This window comes from Saccharothrix sp. AJ9571 (assembly GCF_021725495.1).
Lineage (GTDB): Bacteria > Actinomycetota > Actinomycetes > Mycobacteriales > Pseudonocardiaceae > Amycolatopsis > Amycolatopsis magusensis.
Window position 1 is genome coordinate 7688132 of sequence record NZ_CP091382.1, and the last position, 21465, is coordinate 7709596.

Annotated in this window: 5 protein-coding genes; 1 reads left to right on the forward strand and 4 read right to left on the reverse strand. The window is 74.8% G+C overall.

Annotated features, from left to right (window positions below; translation table 11 throughout):
* The first annotated feature begins 343 nt into the window (after positions 1 to 343).
* Positions 344 to 1330: a Fe(II)-2OG oxygenase family protein gene (locus L3Q67_RS34645; RefSeq protein WP_499185623.1), complete on the forward strand. Its 987-nt coding sequence runs from the start codon at positions 344 to 346 to the stop codon at positions 1328 to 1330.
* A gap of 65 nt (positions 1331 to 1395) precedes the next feature.
* Here the strand turns inward: L3Q67_RS34645 and L3Q67_RS34650 are convergent, their stop codons facing one another.
* The 4 genes from L3Q67_RS34650 to L3Q67_RS34665 are packed head-to-tail and all read right to left on the reverse strand — an operon-like array spanning position 1396 to position 21465.
* On the reverse strand, positions 1396 to 2445 hold the full coding sequence (locus tag L3Q67_RS34650) for a branched-chain amino acid transaminase (protein ID WP_499185624.1): 1050 nt from the start codon (positions 2443 to 2445) through the stop codon (positions 1396 to 1398).
* A gap of 31 nt (positions 2446 to 2476) precedes the next feature.
* Positions 2477 to 2854: a nuclear transport factor 2 family protein gene (locus L3Q67_RS34655; RefSeq protein WP_499185625.1), complete on the reverse strand. Its 378-nt coding sequence runs from the start codon at positions 2852 to 2854 to the stop codon at positions 2477 to 2479.
* Positions 2847 to 21206 carry a non-ribosomal peptide synthase/polyketide synthase gene (locus tag L3Q67_RS34660; RefSeq protein ID WP_499185626.1) on the reverse strand — a complete coding sequence of 6120 codons (18360 nt, stop codon included), beginning with the start codon at positions 21204 to 21206 and terminating at the stop codon, positions 2847 to 2849. Before L3Q67_RS34660 ends, L3Q67_RS34655 begins: the two co-directional genes overlap by 8 nt.
* Before the next feature lie 55 nt (positions 21207 to 21261).
* Positions 21262 to 21465, reverse strand: a complete 204-nt coding sequence (locus L3Q67_RS34665) for an MbtH family protein (protein WP_499185627.1) — start codon at positions 21463 to 21465, stop codon at positions 21262 to 21264.

Consider the following 21465-nt stretch of genomic DNA (forward strand, 5'->3'; position numbering starts at 1 on the left):
TCTTCCCCGTCCTGGTGCGGCGTCCTGGCCGGTGCGCGGCACCGGCCAGGACCCACGGGCGCACCGATCAGTTGTTGTTCGCGTTGTTGTTGTTCAGGTTGTTGAAGTTGTTGTTGTTCATCGGGCTTCACCCCCTCTTCGCTCACGGGTGGGGATTGCCGAAGTGGTGCCGGGAACCGGGGTTCACCCGGCACGACCAACCTTGTCGGCGCCCGGTTCCGGCCACATCACCCATGTTGCTATCGGCTCACCCGCCCGCCCCCGGGGTGACCACATGGGTGATGTGGGCCCCCGGCCCCGGCGCGATGCTCGCCGCAGGTGCTGTCACAGAAGGGATTTCCAGATGACGCTGCTCGACAGTCGCGAACCCGAGGCCGGTGTCCCGATGTCGCACGAGCTGACCGAAGCCGACCGGCGGGCCGTGCGGGGGCTGGCCGTCGAGCTCGCCGACCCGGCGGGCCGGATCGACGACCCGGCGTGGGTCGACCGGGCCAGGGAGGCCGCGAGCCGGCTGCCCGCCGCGCTCGGTGCGGCCGTGCGCCGCTTCCGCCGCGATCCCGGGCGCGAGGGGGTGCTCCAGATCCGCGGGTTGCCGGTCGACGAACGGGACCTGCCGCCCACGCCGACCGTGCCCGGCTCGGTGCAGCACGAGCCCGCGGTGCCCGCGGCCGCGCTGGTGCTGACCAGCATGCAGCTGGGTGAGGTGGTCGCCTTCCGCCAGGAGAAGGGCGGCGCGCTGGTGCAGAACGTGGTGCCGGTGCCGGGCAAGGAGGATTTCCAGGGCAACGCCGGTTCGGTGCGGTTGAAGATGCACACCGAGAACGCGTTCCACCGCAACAGCCCGGACTACGTGATCCTGATGTGCCTGCGCAACGACCACGACAACGTGGCCGGGCTGCTGACCTCGTCGGTGCGGTGCGCGGTGGAGTTGCTGCCGGAGAAGACCCGCGAGGTGCTCGGGCAGCCGCGGTTCATCACCTCGGCGCCGGGTTCGTTCGAGGGCGCCGAAACCCCGCTACCGCGCCCGGTGCTCGACGGCGACCCGGACGACCCCGACATCCGGGTGGACTTCGCCAGCACCGACCCGCTGGACGTGACTGCCGCGAACGCGCTCGACCAGCTGCGCCAGGCGTTCGACTCGGTGCGCCGCACCTTCGTGCTGACCCCCGGCGATCTGGCCATTGTGGACAATCGCATCGCGGTGCACGGGCGCACCTCGTTCCGCCCCCGCTACGACGGCCGGGACCGCTGGCTGCAACGCACCTACGTGACTCTGGACGCGCGCCGCTCACGCCCCGCCCGCCCCGGCAACGGCAACGTCCTCAACTGAACCCCTCTCGTGAGTGCGTGAGGCCGGGTTGACGACCTCACGCACTCACGAATCGGGTGAATGCCTCAGTGGATCGGCACCATCCAGCCGTCCGGGCCGGTGGTGCGGCCCTGGTGCAGGTCGAGCAGAGCGGTGCGCAGGTGTGCGGTGACCGGGCCCGGCGCGCCGGTGCCGACCGTCCATTCCGAGCCGCTGTCGTGCACCTGGCCGACCGGGGTGACCACGGCGGCGGTGCCGCAGGCGAACGTCTCGGTGATGGTGCCGGCGGCGCATTCGGCCCGCCACTGGTCGACGGTGATGGTGGTGACGCCGGTCCGGTAGCCCAGCCGGGCGGCGAGGGTGAGCAGGCTGTCGCGGGTGACGCCCGGCAGCAGCGTGCCGGTCAGCTCGGGCGTGACGACCTCGGCGCCGGGGCCTTCCCCGCGCACGAAGAACAGGTTCATCCCGCCCAGCTCCTCCACCCGGCCGCTGCCGAGCGCGTCGAGCCACACCACCTGCTGGCAACCGGCTTCCTCGGCTCGGCGCTGGGCGAGGAACGCCCCGGCGTAGTTCGCGGCGCACTTGACGTTGCCGGTGCCGCCGGGGAACGCGCGCGCCTGATCGCGGCTGACCCACACCCGCACCGGTTCGACCACCTCGCCGAAGAAACCGCCCGCCACGAACGCCATCATCATGAACGTGTACTCGCGCGCCGGGCGCAGCATGAGGTTCGCCTCGCTGGCGAACAGCAGCGGCCGCAGGTAGAGGCTCAGGGACGGATCGTCGCCGACCAGGTGGCCGTCGGCCGCCGCGATCGTCTGCACCGCGTCCAGGAACATCTCGGCAGGCACCTCCGGCATCGCCAGGCGCGCGGCGGAACGCTGGAAGCGCAGGGCGTTGCGGTCCGGGCGGAACACCGCCAGCGAACCGCCGGGCTGCCGGTGGGCCTTGAGCCCTTCGAAGACGACCTGGCCGTAGTGCAGGCCGATCATGCCGGGGTGCATCGCGAAGTCGGCGAGCGGGCCGAGCCGCGCGGGACCCCAGCCCTCCTCCTGGGTCCAGCGCGCGGTGACCAGGTGGTCGGTGAACAGCGAACCGTGCTCGGCGTGGACGGGGGCGGGCGCTTCGGCGGTCATGAGTGGTCCCTTTCTCGGCTACCGGCCCGGCTCAGGCGAGCGGGGCGAAGAAGTAGGTGTCGCGGCGGGTGATGGCCCCGTCGGCGTCGAACTCGAAGAAGTCGGAGAACCGCAGGTCGATCGGGGCGCCGTCGAAGCCGGTGCCGCGGAAGCCGCCGTGCACGGCGGTGCGGTGCCCGTCGGTGAGCACGGCGTCGAAGCTGTGCCTGCCCGAGCGGATGGTGCGCAGGTCGAGGTAGAAGTGCGCGATCCGCTCGCGGCCGTCGAACGGCGGGTGACCGGGCCTGCGGTAGACGGCGTCCGGGGCGAACAGCGCCACCGAGCCGGCGAGGTCGCCGTCGTCGATGAGCCCGAAGTACCGGCGGACGGTGGCGGCGTGGCCGGTGGTGAGTGAAGCGGTGTCAGGCAAGGGGTCCTCCGGTGTGGTCCAGCCAGGCGGCGAGGACGGGGCCGATGTGGGCGAGGGCGGCCGGTCCGGCGAGGTCGCCGTGCGCGGCCGGGACCGGGTGCACGGTGAGCGCCCCGGTGGTGTGGCGCGGCCAGCGGCTGGCCGCGTCGGAGCCGGTCGCGGTGAACAGCAGGACGTCGGTGTCGTGGCTGGCCGAGGTGGCCGAGCGGGTCAGGTTCACGTGGTCGACGAACGCGCCGAGCACCGCGGACGCGGGCGTGCCGAGGCGGCCGGTGTCCAGGGCGCGGGCGAGGTCACCGGCACCGAGCGGGCCTTCGGGTACCGGGTGGCCGAGTGAGTCGAGCAGCGCGGCGATCGCTTCCCGGTCGCCGGGCGCCAGCCGGGGCGCGGCCGGGTCTTCGGCGAACGGGTAGCCGTCGAGGATCGCCAGCACGGCCACCTCTTCGCCGTCGGCCCGCAGGCGAGCGGTGAGCTCGTGAGCCACGGCGCCGCCGAACGACCAGCCCAGCAGGTGGTACGGCCCGTGCGGCTGGACCGAGCGCACCTGCGCCAGGTACTCGGTGACCAGGGCGTCCAGGTCGGTGACGCGGTGCCCGGGTTCGGCGAGCCCGCGCGCCTGCAGGGCGTACACCGGCCGGTCCGGCAGGTGCCGCAGCAGCCCGGAGTAGAGCCAGCCCAGCCCGGCCGCCGGGTGCACGCAGAACAGCGCCGGTCGGGCACCTTCGGCTCGCAGCGGCAGCAGCGGCGCGAGCGCACCCGGCGTCGCGGCCGCGGCGGGATCCGGTGCCGGGTCGTCGAGCCGGGGCGCCAGCCGGGCCACGGTCGGCGCCTCGAACAGCGTCCGCACGCCGACCTCCGCGCCGAGTTCGGCGGCGATGCGCCCGGCCAGCAGGCTCACCAGCAGCGAATGGCCGCCGAGGGCGAAGAAGTCGTCGTCGACGGTGACCTCGGGCAGCCCCAGCACTTCGGCGAACAGGCGGCACAGCACGGCTTCCCGCTCGTCGCGGGGTGCCCGGCCGTCCCCCGCGATCAGCCGGGGCGCGGGGAGCGCGGCGCGGTCGAGCTTGCCGTTGGGCGTCAGCGGCAGCGCGTCGAGCAGCACGATCGCGGCGGGCACCATGTGGCCGGGCAGCAGACCGGCCACATGGTCGCGCAGCTCGGTTTCGGGCACCGGCCCGCCGGGCAGCACGACGTAGCCGACGAGCCGTCGATCGCCCGGCCGGTCCTCGCGCACGTCCACCGCGGCCCGCTCGACCGCCGGGTGGTCGAGCAGCGCCCGTTCCACCTCGGCGCGTTCGACCCGGAACCCGCGGATCTTGACCTGGTCGTCGGCCCGGCCGGCGAACTCCAGCACCCCGGAGTCGTCCGGCAGCGCCCGCCAGCGGGCGAGGTCACCGGTCCGGTACAGGCGGCCGCCCGGTTCGCCGAAGGGGTCGGCGACGAACCGCGCCGCGGTCGCCGCGGCGCGGTGCACGTAGCCGTGGGCCAAGCCGGCACCGGCGACGTACAGCTCCCCGGTGACTCCCGGCGGCACCGGCCGCAGTTCGGGGTCGAGCACGTAGCACCGCTTGCCCGCCAAGGGGCCGCCGATCGGCGTGGCCGCCGGGACGGAGCCGTCGCGGGGCACCTCGTAGGCGGTCGTCAGGCCGAGGCTCTCGGCGGGGCCGTAGCCGTTGACCACGCGCAGCGCGGGGTGCTCGGCCAGCGCACGGGCCACGTGGGCGGGTGACGCGGTCTCGCCGGCGGTGATCGCCCAGCGCAGCCCGTCGAAGGCGCCCGGCAGCTCGTCGGTCATGAAGTCGAACAGGCTCGCCGACATCTGCAGCATCGTCACGCCGTGCTCGGCGACCAGCCCGGCGATGGCCCGCGGCTCCGGCCGCTGCCCTGGCTGCAGCACGCACACCCCGCCGTGCAGCAGCGCGCCGAACAGCTCAAGCGCGAAGGCGTCCCAGGACACCGGGGCGCACTGGAGGAACACCTCGGCCGGACCGAAGTCCACATAGGACTGACCGAGGAAGGTGGCGGTGAGCGCGCGGTGCGGGGCGGCCACGCCCTTGGGCCGTCCCGTGGAGCCGGAGGTGAACATCACGCACGCGATGTCTCCCGGATCACCGGGGACCGCCGGGTCGTCGCCGGGACAGGCCGCGATCACCGCGGAGTCGGTGTCGACCCGGACCACGGTGTGCTCATCACTGCCGAGCACACCGGCCAGTGCGTCCCGCGTGATCAGCACCGGGGCGCCGGTGTCGGCCAGCGCGTCCCGGAGCCGGGCGGCCGGGAAGTCCGGGTCCAGCAGGGTGTAACCGGCCCCGGTCTTGAGCACGGCCAGCAGCGCGATCACCAGGTCCGGGCCGCGCTCCAGGTGGACCCCGGCCAGCGCGCCGCGACCGAACCCGAGTCCGAGCAGGTGGTGGGCAAGGCGGTTGGCGCGGGTTTCGAGCTCGGCGTAGCTCACCGCGGTCTCACCGAAGGCGATGGCGGTCGCGTCCGGTGTGCGGGCCGCCTGGTGGCTGACGAGCTCGTGCAGGGTGTGCGACGGCGGCTCCGGAGACGCCGTCCCGTTCCACTCGACCAGCAGCTGCCGTCGTTCGGCTTCGTCGAGGAGTTCGACCTCGCCGAGCCGCAGGCCCGGGTCGGCGGCGACGGCGCCGAGCAGCCGCACCAGGCGGGTGGCCAGCCGCTCGACCGTGTCGTGGTCGAACAGGTCGCGGGAGTACTCGACGGCACCGTCGACCCCGGCCGGGGTGCCGTCCTCGGCGTGGTTCTCGGCCAGCGCGAAGGTCAGGTCGAACTTCGCCGAGCCGGTGCCCACCGGTTCGGGGGCCACATCGAGGCCGGGCAGCTCCAACTCGCCGCGAGTGTTGTTCTGCAGCACGAAACTGACCTGGAACAACGGGTGGCGGGCCGCCGACCGGGCGGGCCGGAGCAGGTCGACGAGCCGCTCGAAGGGGACGTCGGCGTGGTCGAAGGCGGTCAGGTCGGTCTCTCGGACGCGGCCCAGCAGATCGGTGAACGTCGGATCGCCTGAGGTGTCGGTGCGCAGCACCACGGTGTTGACGAAGAACCCGACCAGCTCGTCGAGCGCGTCGTCGGCACGCCCGGCGAGGGGCGTGCCGAGCGGCACGTCGGTGCCCGCGCCCAGCCGGGTCAGCAGGGCGGCCAGTCCGGCCTGCAACACCATGAACAGCGTGACGCCGTGGGCGCGGGCGAGAGCCGTCAGCCGGGCGTGCACCCGCGCGTCCAGCCGCAGGTCGACGACGCCGCCGAGGTGGCGGGGTACGAGCGGGCGCGGCCGGTCTGCGGGCAGCGCCAGTTCCTCGGGCAGCTCGGCCAGCGCCCCGGCCCAGTACTGCAGCTGGCGGGTCAGCAGGCTGTCCGGGTCGTCCTCGCTGCCGAGCAGGTCGCGCTGCCAGAGCGTGTAGTCGGCGTACTGCACCGGCAGCGGCGGGCGTTCCGGCACCCGCCCGGCGCTGCGTTCGGTGTAAGCGGCCGAAAGGTCCCGCAGCAGGGGGCCCATCGACCAGCCGTCACCGGCGATGTGGTGCAGGGTCAGCAGCAGCACCGCCTGCCGGTCGCCGAGGTCGAACAGCGTCGCCCGCAGCGGCAGGTCGTGGGCGAGGTCGAACGGCAGGCGGGCGGTCTCCGCCAGCATCCCGGCCAGGTCCTCCTCGTGGCAGGACCGTTCGGCCAGCGGGACGCGCACCGCTTCGGCGGGCAGCACCCGCTGGCGTGGGATACCGGCTTCGGCGGGGAACACCGTGCGCAGGCTCTCGTGCCGGGCCACCAGGTCGGCCAGCGCGGCGGCGAGCGCCGCGCGGTCCAGGTCGCCGGTCAGCCGCAGCGCGAACGGCGCGTTGTAGGTCGAGCCAGTGCCTTCGAGCTGCCCGGTGAACCAGAGCCGCTGCTGGGCGAACGACAGCGGCAGCGGGTCGGGCCGCTCCCCCGGCCGCAGCGGCGGCCGGGTGGTGCCGTCGCCGTCCAGCCGCGCCGCGAGCCCGGCCACGGTGGGCTCTTGGAACAGCGTGCGCACCGCCAGCTCCTTGCCGAGCACGGTGCGGACGCGGCTGATCAAGCGGGCGGCGAGCAGGGAATGCCCGCCCAGTGCGAAGAACCCGTCGTCGATGCCCACGCCGGGTACGTCGAGAACCTCGGCGAACAGTCCACAAAGGATCTCTTCGCGCGGGGTGCGCGGCGGGCGCCCCGCCGCCGCGGCGGCGAAGTCCGGGGCGGGCAGCGCCCGGCGGTCGAGCTTGCCGGTCGGGGTGAGCGGGAACGCGTCCACCGGCACGAACGCCGAGGGCACCAGGTGTTCGGGAAGCAGGTCCGCGACGTGGCGCCGCAGGTCGGCCACGCTCAGCGGGGCGCCCGCCGCCGGAACGACGTAGGCCACCAGTCGCTTGTCCCCCGGTGCGGCCTCGCGCACGGTGACCGCGACGCGGCCTGCCGTCGGGTAGCTGGCCACGGCGGCTTCGACCTCGCGCGGTTCGACCCGGAAGCCGCGGATCTTGACCTGGTCGTCGGTGCGCCCGAGGAACTCCAGCACGGCGGTGCCGTCCGGTTCGGCCAGCCACCGCACGCGGTCGCCGGTGCGGTACACCCGCTCCCCCGGCTCGCCGTGGGGATGCGCGACGAACCGTTCGGCGGTGGCGCCGGGTCGGCGCACGTAACCGTCGGCGAGCCCGACACCGGACATGTACAGCTCGCCGGCGACGCCGGGCGGCACCGGGCGCAGGTGTTCATCGAGCACGTGCAGCCGCTTGTGCCGCAGCGCCCGGCCGACCGGGATCGAGGGGCGCCGGGTGTCTTCGGCGGTCACCACGTGCGCGGCGGTGAAGATCATGCTCTCGGCGGGCGAGTAGCCGTTGACCACGCGGATGCCGGGGTGGGCCCGCAGCAGCGCGGTCAGGTGCGGCACGGAGGCCGCCTCGCCGCCGGTCATCAGCTGCCGCACCGGGGTGAAGGTCTCGGGGTACTCGTCGAGCAGGAAGTTGAGCAGGCTCGCCGAGACGTGCAGCGTGGTGATCCGGTGCTCGGCCACCAGCCGCGCGATGGCCGAGGGCTCCGGCTTCTGCCCTGGTTGCAGCACGCACACCCCGCCGTGCAGCAGCGGGCCGAACAGCTCCAGCGCGAACGCGTCCCAGGACACCGGGGAGCACTGCAGCACCGTCTCGTCCGGTCCGAAGTGGACGTAGTCCTGCCCGCACAGGGTGCCGACCACGGCCCGGTGCGGGGCGGCGATCCCCTTGGGACGGCCGGTGGAACCGGAGGTGAACATCACGCACGCGAGGTCCCCCGGCCGGGCCCGCCCGCTCGGCGCCGGACCCGGTGGCGCGGTGAGCAGTTCCTCCGGGCGCACCCGGGGAACCGGGCCATCGGCGAGGGTGTCGCTTTCGGTGACCAGCAGCGCGGCGTCGGCCTCGGCCAGCACCGCGGCGAGCCGCTCGGCCGGGAAGTCGGTGTCCAGCACCGTGTAGCCCGCGCCCGCCTTGAGCACGCCGAGCAGCGTCGCGACCAGTTCCGGGCCGCGGTCGAGGTGCACGCCGACCAGGTCGCCGCGACCGGCCCCGGCGGCGGCCACCCCGCGGGCGATCCGGTCCGCGCGGGCGTCGAGTTCGCCGTAGGAGATCCGCTCTTCGCCGAACACCAGCGCGGTGGCGTCCGGGGTGCGAGCGGCGTGCGCCCCGACCAGTTCGTGCAGGGTGGCGTGGACCGGGTGCGGCGAAGCGTCGCCTGCCCAGTCGCCCAGCACCCGCCGCCGCTCGGCCGGATCGAGTACGTCGACCGTCCCCAGTGGAGTGTCGGGATCGGCGGCGACCGCCGTCAGCAGTCGCACCAGGCGGTCGGCGAAGCTTCGGGCGGTGGCGCGGTCGAACAGGTCGCGGGCGTACTCCAGCGAACCGGCGAGCCCGGCGGGCGTGCCGTCCGCGCCGAGCCGCTCCTCGAAGGCGAACCCGAGGTCGAACTTGGCCACCCCCGCGCCGACCGGCACCGGTTCGGCTTCCAGGCCGGCGAATCCGGCCTCGGTCGGCGCGTTGTTCTGCAGCACCACGTTGACCTGGAACAGCGGGTGCCGCGCGGGTGAGCGTTCGGGGTTCAGCACCTCCACGAGGCGTTCGAACGGGACGTCGGCGCAGGCGTAGGCGGCGAGGTCGGTTTCGCGGACGCGGCCCAGCAGCTCGGCGAACGTCGGATCGCCCGCGGTGTCGGTGCGCAGCACCAGGGTGTTGACGAAGAACCCGACGAGACCGGTCAGCGCGTCGTCGGTGCGCCCGGCGACCGGGGTGCCGAGCGGGATGTCGGTACCGGCGCCGAGCCGGGTGAGCAGCGCGGCGACCGCGGCCTGCAGCACCATGAACAGGGTGACCCGCTCGCGGCGGGCCACCGCGGTCAGCCGGGCGTGCAGCGCGGGATCCACCGGGACTCCGACGACGTCGCCGAGGTGGCTGGGCACCGCCGGGCGCGGCCGGTCGGCGGGCAGTGTCAGCTCTTCGGGCAGCTCGGCCAGCACCTTCGTCCAGTGGGCGACCTGGCGGGCGGCCAGGCCGTCCGGGTCGTCCTCACCGAGCAGGGCGCGCTGCCAGAGCGTGTAGTCGGCGTACTGGACCGGCAGCGGTGTCCACTCCGGCACGGAGCCCGCGAGGCGGGCCTGGTAGGCGGCGGCCAGATCGGTCAGCAACGGTCCGAGCGACCAGCCGTCGCTGACCACGTGGTGCAGCGAGAGCAGCAGGACGTGCTCGGTGGCTCCGAGGACGAACCGGGTCACCCGCAGCGGCCCGCGGTCCAGCCGCGAGAGGTCGTGTGGTTCGGCGGCGGCCAGAGCGAGCGCGGTGGCCAGCGCTTCGGCCGAATCGGCCGCATCACTGAGATCCACTGTGGACACGGGGAACGGTTCGGCGGACGCGGGCAGGATCCGCTGGCCCGGGCGCCCGTCGGTCACCGGGAAGACGGTGCGCAGCACCTCGTGCCTGCCGACCACGTCGGAAAGCGCGGCGGCGAGCGCGGCCGCGTCCAGCTCGCCTCGCAGCCGCAGGGCGTACGGCGCGTTGTAGGTGGGGCTCGGCCCGTCGAGCCGGTCGAGGAACCACAGGCGCTGCTGGGCGAACGACAGCGGCAGTTCGGCGGGCCGCTCCACCGGGTCCAGCGCGGGACGGCGGTCGGCGGCGACCACGTCGGTGAGCTCCTCGGCCAGCCCGGCCACCGTGGGCCGCCGGAACAGCACCCGGATCGGCAACTCGACCCCGAGCGCGGTGCGCACGCGGCTGATCAGGCGGGTGGCCAGCAGCGAATGCCCGCCCAGGGCGAAGAAGTCGTCGTCGATGCCGGGGCGCGCGTGCGGCGGCAGGTCGAGCACCTCGGCGAACAGTCCACAAAGGATTTCTTCGCGCGGGGTGCGCGGGGCGCGGCCCGCCGGATCCGCGGCGATTTCCGGGGCAGGCAACGCCCGCCGGTCGAGCTTGCCGTTGGGGGTCAGCGGGAGCGCGTCGAGCAGCACGGTCGCGGCCGGCACGAGGTGGGCGGGCAGCCGGTCTTCGACGTAGCGCCGCAGCGACCTCGCCGGGTCGGTTCCCGGCCGCTGGACCACGTAGGCGACCAGCCGCTTGTCCCCCGGCCGGTCTTCGCGCACCACGACCGCGACCTGCGCGACGCCGGGGTGCTGGGCGAGCACGGCCTCGACCTCGCCGGGTTCCACGCGGAAGCCGCGGATCTTGACCTGGTCGTCGGCGCGGCCGGCGAACTCCAGCACCCCGGAGCCGTCGGGCCGCACCCGCCAGCGGGCGAGGTCACCGGTGCGGTACATGCGCTCGCCGGGGGCGCCGTAGGGGTTGGCGACGAACCGCTCCGCGCTGAGCGCCGCCCGGTTCACATACCCCTTGGCCAGCCCGGCGCCCGCGACGTACAGCTCACCCACCACCCCGGGTGGCACCAGCCGGAGTGCTTCGTCGAGCACGTGCACCCGCTTGTTGGCCACCGGCCCGCCGATCGGCACGGTGGTGGCGCCGGCCAGTTCCGTGCTCGCGGTGTACGCGGTGGTCAGGCCCAGGCTCTCCGCCGGGCCGTAGCCGTTGACCACGGCCAGCTGCGGGTATTCCTGGACGGCTCTGCTGACGTGGGTCACGGATGCCGACTCCCCTGCGGTGATCGCCCGGCGCAACCCGGCGAAGACGCCCGGGTACTCGTCGAGCACGAGGTTGAACAGGCTGGCCGAGAGCTGGAGCATCGTGACGCCGTGCGCGGCGGCCAGGTCCGCGAGCACGTCGGGCTCGGTGCGCCCGCCCGGCGGGAGCACGCAGGTGCCGCCGGTGAGCAGGGCGCCGAACAGTTCGAGCGCGAAGGCGTCCCAGGACACCGCGGAGTTCTGGAGGAAGACCTCGCCCGGCCCGAAGTCCGCGTAGGACTGGCCGAGGTAGGTCGCCACCAGCGCCCGGTGCGGGGCGAGGACGCCCTTGGGGGTTCCGGTGGAGCCGGAGGTGAACAGCACGCACGCCGGGGCCTCGGCGTCCGGGTACGGGCCGGGCTCGGGAGCGCCGGGGGCGAGCAGGACATCCGGAGCGAGCACCTGCACGCCGCCGGGGAGTCCGAGTGCGTCGGCGGTCACCACCAGGGGTGCGCCGCCTTCGGCCAGCGCGGCCCGCAGCCGGGCGGCCGGGAACGCCGGGTCGAGCAGGGTGTACGCGCCACCGGCCCGCAGGACGCCGAGCAGCACCGCGACCAGCTCCGGGCCGCGGTCTATGTGCACACCGACCACCACCCCCGGCCGCACGCCCAGCGCGTGCAACCGGCCCGCCACCCGGTGCGCCGCGGCGGTCAGCTCGCGGTAGGGGACCCGCCGCGCACCCGCCACGAGGGCGATCGCGTCCGGTGCGACCGCCGTCCGCCGGTCGACCAGCTCGGGCAGGCTCACCTCGAGCGGCACCGGCACGGCGGTGTCGTTCCAGGCGGCGAAGCGCCTCCGGTCGCCGGGGGTGAGCAGGTCACCCTCGCCGATCCGTGTGGCGGGCTCGGCCAGCACAGCGGCCAGGAACCGGGCCAGCGACCCGGCGATGCGCTCCACTGTGGACCGTTCGAACAGGGCGGTGGCGTAGTCGAGCGCGCCGGTGAGGTCCGCCCCGGCCTCGGCACAGGTGAGCGTGAGGTCGAACTTGCCGACCGCCACCTCCAGCGGCTCGGCGGTGACCTCGGCACCAGCCAACCGCGGCACCGCGCCCTGGTCACCGTCGAGCACCAGCATCACCTGGAACAGCGGGTGCCTGCCCGGGGTGCGGGGCGGGTTGACCGCCTCGACCACCCGCTCGAACGGGACGTCGGCGTGGGCGTAGGCGGCCAGCGCGGTCTCACGGACGCGGGAGAGCAGCTCGGTGAACGCCGGATCGCCGCCGGTGTCGGTGCGCAGCACCAGCGTGTTGACGAAGAACCCGACCAGCTCGTCGAGCGCGGGTTCGTCGCGGCCCGCCACCGGGGTGCCGATCGGGACGTCGGGACCGGCACCGAAGCGGGTCAGCACCGCAGCCAAGGCCGCCTGCAACACCATGAACGGGGTGACGCGGGCGGCACGCGCCAGCGCGGCGAGCCGGGTGCGGGTGCCGGGGGCGAACGGCACGGGCACCACGCCCGCCCCGCGGGGGCCGTCGGTGCGGTCGGTCGGGAGCACCGGCGCTTCGGGGAGCCCGGCGAGCGCCGACTTCCAGTGCGCCAGCTGTTCGTCTTCGGTACCGGCGAGGACTTCGGACTGCCAGGCCGCGTAGTCCGCGTACTGCACCGGCAGCGGCGACCAGTCCGGGGCGCGGCCGGTCACCCGGGCGGCGTAGGCGGTGGCGAGGTCCCGGCCGAGCGGGCCGACCGACGCGCCGTCGCAGGCGATGTGGTGCAGCACGAGCAGGAGCACCCAGTCGTCCGTGCCCAGGTCGAACACGGTGGTGCGCACCGGGACGGCGGCGAGGTCGAACACGTGCCCCAGGGCGCGGTCGCGGGCCGCCGGGTACTCCTCGGCGGTGCAGGTGACCACTTCGACCACCGGGCGCACGGCGTCGAGCACCCGGGCCCTCGGTGCGCCGCCGTCGTCGGCGAACACCGTGCGGAGGGCTTCGTGGCGGGCCAGCACGTCGGCCAGTGCGTGCACGAGCGCGCCCCGGTCGAGCGGGCCGCGCCCGCGGTAGGCCAGCGGCACGTTGTAGGCGCTGCCGCCGTCGACCTCGCGGAGGAACCACATCCGGTGCTGGGCCGCGGAAACCGGCACCACCACCCGGTCGGGGCGGGCCCGCAGCGGCGGCCGGGAGCCGGTGCCCGCGCGGGCCAGGTGCCGCGCCAGTGCCGCGGGGGTCGGCGCGCGGAACACGGTGCGTACGTCCAATTCCGCGCCGAAGACGGTCCGCAGGCGGCCGGCCAGGCGCGCGGCGAGCAGCGAATGGCCGCCGAGGGCGAAGAAGTCGTCGTCCGGGCCGACCACCCCGTCCGGCGGAAGGCCGAGCACCTCGGCGAACAGTCCGCAGACGAGTTCTTCGCGCGGGCCGCCCGGGGCGCGCCCGCCGCCCGCGGTGGCCGCCGGGGCGGGCAGGGCAGCGCGGTCCAGTTTGCCGTTCGCGGTGCGCGGCAACGCATCCAGCACGACGACCGCGGCGGGCACGAGATGCTCGGGCAGGCGATCCGCGATGTGGTCGCGAAGTTCGCCCGGTGCCGGGGCGGTGCCGGGAGCGGCCACGACGTAGGCCACGAGGCGCCGGTCGCCCGGGGTGTCCTCGCGGACGACCACGGCGGCCTGCCGGACCGCCGGGTGGGTGGCGACGGCGGCGCGGACCTCTTCGGGCTCCACCCGGAAGCCGCGGATCTTGACCTGGTCGTCGGCCCGGCCGAGCAGTTCCAGCACCGGAGCTCCGCCGTCGGCGGCCGGACGCCAGCGCGCCAGATCGCCGGTGCGGTAGAGCCGCTCCCCCGGCGCGCCGAACGGGTGCGCGACGAACCGCTCGGCGGTGGCCGCCGGGCGGCCGAGGTAGCCGTGGGCGAGGCCGGTCCCGGCCATGTACAGCTCACCGATGACGCCGTGTGGGGCGAGGCCGAGTCGCTCGTCCAGCACGAACACGTCCTTGCCCGCGAGCGGGCGGCCCACCGGCACCCGGGCCGCCGCGAGGTCGGCGGGCCCGATGCGGTGGCAGAGCGCGAAAATCGTGTTCTCCGCAGGTGAGTACCCGTTGACCAGTCGGAGGTCCGGGCGCCGCGAGAGCAGCCGGGTGACGTGCGGCAGGGACGCCGCCTCCCCGCCGGTGAGCACCTGCCGCACCCCGTCGAACACTTCCGAATGCTCGTCGAGCAGATGGTTGAGCAAACTCGCGGACACGTGCAACGTCGTGACCCGGTGGGCTTTCACCAGCTCCGCGATCACGAACGGATCCGGCCGCCCACCCGGCTGCACCACACAAGTTCCCCCGTGCAGCAACGCACCGAACAACTCCAGCGCGAACGCATCCCACGACACCGGCGAACACTGCAACCACACCTCACCCGGACCTAACTCCACATAGGACTGACCGGTCAACGTCGCCACCACCGCCCGATGCGGCGTCACGATCCCCTTCGGCACCCCCGAAGAACCCGACGTGAACATCACGCACGCCGCGTCGTCCGGGTGGGCCGGGACCGGTTCGGCCTCCGGGCCGTCGCCGTCCACGGGAACCGCGGTGAACCCGGGCAGCGGCTCGCCGACGACGAGCCGGGCGCCGGTGGTGGTGAGCACCTCCACCCGGCGCGCCTCCGGGAAACCGGGGTCGAGCAGCGTGTACGCGGCACCGGCTTCGAGCACCCCGCACAGCCCGGCCACCAGGTCGGCACCGCGCTCGGCGTGCACCCCGACGACCGTGCCCGGCCCGGCGCCCAGGACGGCGAGCCGGCGGCCGAGCCGCCGCGCCCTGGCGGCCAGCGCGGCGTAGGTGACCCGTTCCTCCCCCGCGACGAGGGCGACGGCGTCCGGCCGGGCGGCGGCCACCTCCGCGAGACGGGTGGCGAGGGTGCCGCCGGGCCGGTGCGGCGGGCGGCCGAGGCCGCCGAGTTCCCGCAGCAGCCGGGACCTTTCGGCGTCGTCGAGCAGGTCGTGGGCGGACAGCGGCCGGTCCGGTGCCGCGACGGCCGCGGCGAGCAGGCGGGTGAACCGGTCCGCGAACGCCGCCGCGGTGGCCCGGTCGAACAACGCCGTGGCGTACTCCACGGTGCCGGTCAGCCCGGCCGGGGCGCCGCCGTCGGCGTGCTCCTCGGCGAGGTCGAGCACGAGATCGAACTTCGCGGTGCCGGTGCGCACCGGTTCGGGCCGGGCCGCTTCGCCGCCGAGTTCGAGCACCGCGCCGCTGCCCGGGGCGTTCTGCAACACCAGCAGCACCTGGAACAGCGGGTGCCAGGCGGTGGACCGCGCCGGGTTGACCGCTTCGACGACCTGCTCGAACGGCACGTCCGCATGGGCGTGGGCGGCGAGGTCCGTGGCGCGGACGCGGCCGAGCAGCTCGGTGAACGCCGGGTCCCCCGAAGTGTCGGTGCGTAACACCAGCGTGTTGACGAAGAACCCGACCAGCTCGTCCAGCGCGTCGTCGGCACGCCCGGCGACCGGCGTGCCGAGCGGCACGTCGGTGCCCGCGCCCAGCCGGGTCAGCAGGCCGGCGAGCGCCGCCTGCACCACCATGAACGGCGTGACGCCGTGGGCCCGTGCCAGCCCGGCCAGGCGGGCGTGGGCGGCCGCGGGCACCCGCACCGGCACGGTCGCGCCCACGCCGTCGGGTTCGGCGGGCCGGGCGTGGTCGGTGGGCAGCACCGGCGCCGCGGGCAGCCCGGCGAGCGTGTCCTTCCAGTACGCCACCTGGGTTTCCGCCAGTCCGGAGCCGAGCAGCTCGCGGTGCCAGCGGGCGTAGTCGCGGTAGCGGACCGGAGGCGGTGGCAGCGCCGCGGGTCCCCCGGCGCGGCGGGCGGCGTAGGCGGTGGTGAGGTCTCGGGTCAGCGGGCCGAGCGACCAGCCGTCCGAGGCGCTGTGGTGCAGCACCAGCAGCACCGCCGTTTCCCCCGGCGTCTCGAACACCGCCACCCGCAGGGGCGTCTCGGTGGCGAGGTCGAACGGCTCACGGGCGGCGACCGCCACCGCGTCCGGCAACTCCTCGGCCGCGCACCGGGTCACCGTCCACCGCGGCCGGGCCGCTTCCCCGTCTAGCACCACGGCGGCCGGGCGGCCGTCGACGACGGGTAGCAGCGTGCGCAGCGGTTCGTGCCGGGCCACCACGTCGTCGATCGCGGCACGCAGGGCGCCGGTATCCACCCGGTCCGGAAAGCGGAACAGCTGGGGGGCGTTGTACGCGGCGTCGTCGGAACCTTGGAGGAACCACAGTCGCTCCTGCGCCGACGACACCGTGGGCGGTGCGGCCGGGTCGGGTCGCAGGGCCGGCCGGGTTCCTTCCCCGGCCGCCAGGATCGCGCCGACCTCCTCGGCGAGCGCCGCCACCGTGGGCGAGCGGAACAGCGTGGCGAGCGGCAATTCGGCCCCGAGCGCGGTGCGCACCCGGCTGACCAGGCGGGTGGCGAGCAGGGAATGCCCGCCGAGGGCGAAGAAGTCGTCGTCGGCCGACACCGCGTGGCCCGGCGGCAGGCCGAGCACATCGGCGAACACCCCGCACAGCAGTTCCTCCCGCGGGGTGCGGGGCGGGCGGCCGCCGGTGGCGACCACCTCGGGTTCCGGGAGCGCCGCGGCGTCGAGCTTGCCGTTGGCGGTGCGGGGCAGCTCGGCCAGCGCGACGAACGCCGAGGGGACGAGGTGCTCGGGCAGCCGGTCCACCGCGTGCGCCCGCAGTTCACGAGCGGACGGCGCCGTCTCCCCGCGGGCCACGTAGTAGGCGGCGAGGCGCAGCGGGGCCGGGCCGAACGGCACGACCGCGGCCTGCACCACCCCCGGGTGCGCGGTGAGGGCGGCGACCACCTCCGCCGGTTCGACCCGGAAGCCGCGGATCTTGACCTGGTCGTCGGCGCGGCCGGCGAAGTCGAGCACGCCGCCCGGCCGGCGGCGAGCCAGGTCGCCGGTGCGGTACAGGCGGCTGCCGGGCGGACCGTAGGGGTCGGCGACGAACCGCTCGGCGGTGAGGCCGGGCCTGCCCAGGTAGCCGCGGGCCAGCCCGGCACCGGCGAGGTAGAGCTCCCCCACCACCCCCGATGGCACGGGCCGCAGCCGCTCGTCGAGGACGTGGGCCCGCTTGTTCGCCACTGGCAGGCCGATCGGCACCGTCGAACCGTCCACTTGCGACGGATCGGTGAGCGGGTGCCAGGTGGTGAACCCGAGGCTTTCCGCGGGACCGTAGCCGTTGACCACGGTCAGCCCGGGGAACTCCCGCAGCGCCTTCGCCACGTGCGCGGGCGAGGCGGGCTCGCCGCCGGTGAACACGCGGCGCGGGCCGCGCAGCGCCGCCGGGTGCTCGTCGACGAGGTGGTCGAACAGGCTCGCGGAGGTTTGGAGCATGGTGATGCCGTGCTCGGCGACCAGTTCGGCCAGCCGCGCCGGGTCCGGGCGGTGTCCGGGGTGCAGCACGCAGGTGCCGCCGTGCAGCAGGGCGCCGAACAGTTCGAGCGCGAACGCGTCCCAGGACACCGGCGAGCACTGCAGGAACACCTCGTCCGGGCCGAAGTCCGCGTAGGACTGGCCGAGGTAGGTGGCCACCAGCGCGGCGTGCGGGGTGGCCACGCCCTTGGGCTCACCGGTCGAGCCCGACGTGAACATCACGCACGCCAGCGCATCGGGTCCGACCTGTATGTCTACAGTGGACACCAGTTCGGTCGGCGCGGCGCCCGGGTCGAGCACCGGCGTCCCGGCGAACGGGCCCGCCGCTCCGGCGCGGGTGAGGACCAGCGTGGTCCGCGCGGCCACCGAAGTCAGGCGGGCGGCCGGGAACGCCGGGTCGAGCAAGGTGTACGCGGCGCCGGTCTTGAGCACGGCGAGCACCGCGGCGACCAGTTCGGGGCCGCGGTCGAGGTGGACGCCGACCACGGCGCCTTCGCCCACGCCCGCCGCGAGCAGGAGGTGGGCGAGCCGGTCGGCGTGCTCGTCCAGTTCCCGGTAGGTGACCCGGTGCTCCCCGGCGATCAGCGCGGTCGCGTCCGGGGTGGCGGCGGCCCGCGCGGAGACCAGGGTGTGCACCGGCCGGTCCGGCACCGCGACGGCGGTGGCGTTCGCGGCGGCGAGTGCGGCGTGCTCGCCGGGGTCCAGCAGGTCGACCGTGCCGATCGGCCGGTGCGGGTCGGCGGTGAGCAGCCGGAGCAGCCGCCGGACCAGCGCGGCGGCGGTGCCGGGGTCGAACAGGTCCGCGGCGTACTCCAGCACGCCGGTCACCCCGGCCGCGCCGCCGCCGGGCGCGAACCGTTCGGCGACGTCGAGCATCAGGTCGAACTTGGTGGCGTCCGGGCGCACCGGCTCGACGGTTTCGGCGAGTCCCGGCGCGGCCTCGGCCCCGGCGGTGTTCTGCAGCACCAGCACGACCTGCGCCAGCGGGTGCCGCGCCGGGGAACGCTCCGGGTTGAGCGCCTCGACCACGGCATCGAACGGCACGTCGGCGTGGGCGAACGCGTCGAGGTCGGTTTCACGGACGCGGGCGAGCAGGTCGGCGAAGGTGGGGTCACCGGCGGTGTCGGTGCGCAGCACCAGCGTGTTGACGAAGAACCCGGCCAGTTCGTCGAACGCCGGGTCCGGCCGTCCGGCGACGACGGTGCCCACCGGCAGGTCGGTGCCCGCACCGAGCCGGGTGAGCAGCGCGGCCAGCCCGGCGTGCAGTGCCATGAACACGGTCGCGCGGTGCTCCCTGGCGAGAGCCGCGAGGCGGGCGTGGGCGGCGGCGTCCAGGGTGAACGGCACGGTGCCACCCCGGTGCGTCGGGGCGGCGGGCCGGGGCCGGTCGGCGGGCAGGGCCAGTTCGGCCGGGGCACCGGCGAGCCGCGCGCGCCAGTGCGCCAGTTCGGGCCCGGCCCGTTCGGCGAGCAGATCTCGTTGCCACAGCGTGTAATCGGCGTAGGTGAGCGGCAGCGGGTCCCAGTCGGGGGCGTGCCCGGCGAGCCGGGCGCGGTGGGCCACGGCCAGGTCCCGCAGGACGGCGGGCATCGACCAGCCGTCACCGGCGATGTGGTGCAGCGTGAGCACCAGCAGCGTCCCGGTGTCCGCGGGCAGCACCCCGATCCGCAGCGGCGGATCCTCTGCCAGGTCGAAGGGACGCTCCACTTCGGACCGGATCGTGGTCCCGGCCGGGAGCCACGTCACCGGCGGGGGCAGTTCCCCCGGCTCGGCGATGTGCTGGCGGGGCCGGCCGTCGGTCGCGGGGAAGGTGGTGCGCAGGACCTCGTGCCGGGCGGCGAGGTCGGTGGCCGCGGCGGTCAGGGCCGCCATTTCGGCGGCTCCGAAAGCGCCGGGGATCCGCAGCACCCGGCCCAGGTGGTACTTCTCCGGGGCCTCCTCGAACCGGTCGAGGAACCAGATGCGCTGCTGGGCGGCGGAAAGCGGGAGTTCGGCGGGCCGCTCCCGGCGCACCGGCACCGGGCGCCCGGCCACCGCAGCGCTGTCAAGCAACTCCGCGAGCCCGGCGACGGTGGGCGCGTCGAACAGGGCGCGGAGATCCAGGTGCCGCCCCAGTTCGGCGCGGATCCGGCCGAGCAGGCGGGCCCCGAGCAGTGAGTGCCCGCCCAGGGCGAAGAAGTCGTCGTCCACACCGACCGCCTGGTCGAGCACCGCGGCGAACAATGCACACAGCTCCGCCTCGCGTGGGGTGCGCGGCGGGCGGCCGGACGCCCCGGTCGCGGGGGCGGGCAGTGCGGCGCGATCCAGTTTGCCGTTGGCGGTGCGGGGCAGCGCGTCGAGCGGCACCACCGCCGACGGCACGAGGTGGTCGGGCAGCAGGGACTTCAGGTGCGCACGCAACTCGGTAGAATGAGCATCGGTGCCGGGTTCGGGCACGGCGTAGGCGACGAGCCGCTTGTCCCCCGGGCGGTCCTCGCGCACCACCACCGCGGCCTGCCGGACCGCCGGGTGGCGGGCCAGCGCGGCCTGCACCTCACCCGGTTCGACCCGGAAGCCGCGGATCTTGACCTGGTCGTCGGCGCGGCCGAGGAAGTCGAGCACCCCGTGCCCGTGCCCGTTCCCGACGGCCCGCCACCGCACCAGGTCGCCGGTGCGGTAGAGCCGCTCCCCCGGCGCGAACGGGTTCGCCACGAACCGTTCCGCGGTCGCCGCGGGCTGGCCGGCGTACCCGTCGGCGAGGCCCGCCCCGGCCATGTACAGCTCGCCGGTGACGCCGACCGGCACGGGGGCGAGGCCGGCGTCGAGCACGTGCAGTCGTTTGTGGACCACCGCGCGACCGACCGGGACCGCTGCGTTCCCGGCCACATCGGCCGGTTCGACGACGTGGCAGGCGGTGAAGATCGTGCTCTCCGCAGGTGAATACCCGTTGACCAGGCGCAGGTCCGGATGCCGGGTGAGCAGCCGCTCCAGGTGGGGAACCGACGCGGCCTCCCCGCCGGTGAGCACCTGCCGCACCCCGTCGAACACCTCCGGGTACTCGTCGACCAGGTGATTGAGCAAGCTCGCCGACACGTGCAACGTCGTCACATCGTGCGCCCGCACCAACTCCGCGATCACGAACGGATCGGGACGCCCACCCGGCTGAACCACGCAGGTTCCCCCGTGCAACAACGCACCGAACAACTCCAAGGCGAACGCGTCCCACGACACCGGCGAACACTGCAACCACACCTCGCCGGGCCCGAACTCCACATAGGACTGACCAACCAACGTCGCCACCACCGCCCGATGCGGCGTCACGATCCCCTTCGGCACCCCCGAAGAACCCGACGTGAACATCACGCACGCCGCGTCGCGCGGATCGCCCGGGACCGGCACGAACGGGCCCGCCTCATCCGGGGAAACGGTCTCCCAGCCGGTGTCCGGTCCAGCCGGGTCCGCGACCACGAGCGCGGCCCCGGCGCCATCGAGCACCGCCCGCCGCCGCGCGGCGGGGAACGCCGGGTCGAGCAGGGCGTAGGCCGCCCCGGCCCGCAGCACCGCCAGGACGGCGACCACCAGCCCGGCCCCCCGGTCGAGGCAAATCCCGACCACGGCCCCACGCCCGGCGCCCCGGGCCTGCAACGCCCCGGCGAGCCGCGTGGCGTGCTCGTCGAGCGCCCGGTAGGTCAGCCGCGTCTTCCCGGCCACCACCGCGGTCGCTCCCGGGGTCCGGGCGGCGTGCCCGGCGACCACCTCGTGCAGGAGGTCACCGGGCACCGGACCGGCGGTTCCCGTCCACTCGGCGGGGACCGGGGTTCCGGCCGGTCCGGCCGGGCGCACCTGCTCGGGCGACTGCGTCACGTTGGTTTCACCCCATGGTTCGGCGGAAAAGCGGACGGTCCGAAGTGGACGAAGATCAGGTGCGGGTCAGGCTCGCCGGGCGCAGGTCGGTCCACGAGCGCTCGACGTGGTCCAGGCACGCCTGGCGGGTGTCCTCGCCGAACACCACGCGCCACCCGGCGGGCACGGCGATCCGCGCCGGCCACAGCGAGTGCTGGTTCTCGTCGTTCACCAGCACCAGGTACACGCCGTTCTCGTCTTCGAAGGGGTTCGTCGGCAC